Origin of the sequence: Actinoplanes sp. NPDC048791, assembly GCF_040650095.1 — a bacterium.
In the GTDB taxonomy this organism is placed as follows: domain Bacteria; phylum Actinomycetota; class Actinomycetes; order Mycobacteriales; family Micromonosporaceae; genus Actinoplanes.
Map to the genome: position 1 here is coordinate 1 of NZ_JBEZGQ010001071.1, position 2,729 is coordinate 2,729.

Consider the following 2,729-nt stretch of genomic DNA (forward strand, 5'->3'; position numbering starts at 1 on the left):
CCAACGCGGCCCGGGCGGCGCTGGCCCGCGACCGCGCGCTGACCGGCCGGCTCTACGAGGCAGCGATCAGCACGGCCCACAAAGCCATCTACCGCTGACGGTCAGCGGCGGCGCACCAGGGCCGCCGCTGCCGCACCCAGTCCCGCGCTGACGACCCCGGCGACCAGCGGCTTGTGCATCGCCGCCCAGAGGGCGAACGAGCTGGTCCGGGACTGGTCGTCGAAGACGCCGTGGGCGCCGTGGTCGCGTTCCTCGTCGGCCGGCTTGTCGACGTTGTCCTGCCAGGTGGCCAGGTCGATCGGGTCGGCGGTCTGCTGGCCCTCGTAGCCCTGCTTGTCGCGCGACAGGTACCGGTCGAGCAGGCCCGGCGCGACGATGTTGCCCAGCCGGGTCTTCAGGGTCGGGCCGCCGACGTTGATCTCGCGCTTGCCGTGGTCGGCCACCCAGAGCACCGCCCGGGCCACCACCTCCGGCTGGTAGATCGGCGGGACGGGCTGCGGGTGCCGGGGCAGCCGGGTCCGTACCCAGGAGAACTGCGGGGTGTTGACCGCCGGCAGCTGCACCATCGACAGCTTCACCCGGTTGCCGTCGTGCAGCAGCTCGGCCCGCAGCGAGTCGTTGAAACCCTGGATGGCGTGCTTGGTGGCGCAGTACGGCGCCTGCAGCGGGATGCCGCGGTAGGCCAGCGCGGAGCCGATCTGCACGATGGCACCGTGCCCGGCCCGGCGCATGTGCCGCAGCGCCGCGAGCGTGCCGTGCACCGTGCCGAGGAAGTTGACCTCGGTGACCCGCTTGTACTCGGCGGGGGTGATCTCCCAGGCCGGGGCGAAGACCGAGACCATCGCGTCGTTGACCCAGACGTCGATGCCGCCCCAGGCCCGCACGACCTCGTCGGCGACCTCCTGCACCGCCTCGGCGTCGGCCACGTCGACCTGGAACGTGCGCACGTCGGCGGCACCGGCGGCGCGGGCCTCCAGCGAGGCGCCCTCGAGCCCGGCCCGGCCGCGGGCGATCAGAGCGAGCTTGGCGCCGCGGGCCGCGTACGCCGCGGTGACCGCCCGCCCGACACCGGCACTCGCACCGGCGATGACCACCACCTGACTCATGCCTGGGCCCCCTTGCTCGCCGAGCGCAGCACGATGTCGGTCAGCCGGCGCAGCGACTCGATGTTGCGCCGGTGCAGCACCAGGTCGTTGAGCTTGTTGCGGACGAACAGCAGCGGCCCGGCCTCGAAGTCCTCTTTCATGGTGATCCGGGTGCCGCCCTCGGCCACCGGGTCGAGCACGATCTCCACGACCGCCGAGCCGAGCGGCCACAGGCCCGCCCGCAGCTTCAGCAGCCGGTCCGGCACCATGGCGAGCACCGTCGAGCTGTCCTGCAGTGACAGCGGCCACGGTCCGGCCTTGTGGTGCAACTCGGCACCTACCTGGGGCCAGTGCTCGTCCACGTCTCTGATGTGCACCGTGCCGACTACCCAGTCGCTGTAGGTCCACCCGTCCGCCAGCACGGCGAAGACCTGCTCCGGGGGAGCCTGGACGGTACGCTTGACGATAGCCACGAGGCACTCGTACCCGGCACCTGGCATGTTTACGCTTTTGAGTGACGGGCATGTCTCGCCGCGTATCACAGCCTCAACTCCGGTCTTTCTCCCGGAATCAAGCTGTTGGAGGAGGACCCCGTGCGTATCGCGATGATCTCCGAGCACGCGAGCCCGCTGACCACGCGCGACACCACCGGCGTTCAGCAGCGCCACGTAGCCGAGCTGTCCGCCGCCCTGGCCGAGCAGGGCCATGAGGTGCGCGTCTACACCCGCCGCGACGACCCGCACCTGCCCGCCATCGTGAAGATGAGCGAGGGTGTGCACGTCGTGCACGTGCCGGCCGGACCCGCACTGGCCCTGCCGCCCGAGCAGCTGCTGTCCCACATGGGCGATTTCGCCCAGTGGCTGCGCACCGAGTGGCGCGACACCGACTGGCTGCCCGAGGTCGCCCACGCCCACTTCTGGACCAGCGGCCTGGCCGCGGTCACCGCCGCCCGCCAGGTCGGCATCCCGGTCGTCCAGTCGTTCCACGAGCTCGGCGAGGCCGGGCCGGCCGGCGGCGGAGCCACCCGGGCCGGTTACGAGCGCGCGCTGGGCCGGGCGGTCGACCGGGTCGTCGCCCAGACCCAGAACGAGGCTCGCGGTCTCGTCCGCATCGGCGTGCCGCGCACCCAGCTGACCGTGGTGCCCGCCGGCGTCGACAGCGATCGGTTCACCCCGGAGGGCCCTGCGGTCGAGCGCGACCCGGAACGCCCCCGCATCCTCTCCGTCGGCCGGCTGGTCGAGCGCAAGGGCTACGGCGACGTCATCCAGGCCATGCGCTACCTCCCCGGCGCCGAATACGTCGTGGTCGGCGGCCCATCCGCGGCCCAGCTCGCCACCGACCCGCAGGCCAAGAAGCTGCGGGCGCTGGCCGAGCACTACCAGGTCGCCGACCGGGTGCGGCTGGTCGGCAGCGTGCCCAGCGCCGACATGCCCCGCTGGTACCGCTCGGCCGACCTGCTGGTCGCCGCGCCGTGGCAGGAGCAGTTCGAGCTGGCCCCGCTGGAGGCGATGGCCTGCGGCGTGCCGGTGATCGGCACCTCGGTCGGCGGCATCAACGAGACCGTCGTCGACGGCCTCACCGGCGACCTCATCCCGGCCCGCGACCCGCGGGCGCTGGGCGGCGCGCTGCGCCGGCTGGTCAACG

General features: G+C 72.7%; 3 protein-coding genes. 1 reads left to right on the forward strand and 2 read right to left on the reverse strand.

Annotation, left to right across the window (positions count from 1 at the left end):
* Window positions 1–101: 101 nt before the first annotated feature.
* Window positions 102–1,106, reverse strand: a complete 1,005-nt coding sequence (locus tag AB0C29_RS42285) for an SDR family oxidoreductase (RefSeq protein ID WP_360553327.1) — start codon at window positions 1,104–1,106, stop codon at window positions 102–104.
* On the reverse strand, window positions 1,103–1,558 hold the full coding sequence (locus AB0C29_RS42290; protein WP_360833129.1) for an SRPBCC family protein: 456 nt from the start codon (window positions 1,556–1,558) through the stop codon (window positions 1,103–1,105). Before AB0C29_RS42290 ends, AB0C29_RS42285 begins: the two co-directional genes overlap by 4 nt.
* A gap of 120 nt (window positions 1,559–1,678) precedes the next feature.
* Here AB0C29_RS42290 and AB0C29_RS42295 point away from each other — a divergent pair.
* Window positions 1,679–2,729: glycosyltransferase (locus AB0C29_RS42295; RefSeq protein ID WP_360833131.1), on the forward strand; the 1,051-nt coding region annotated here is incomplete at its 3' end.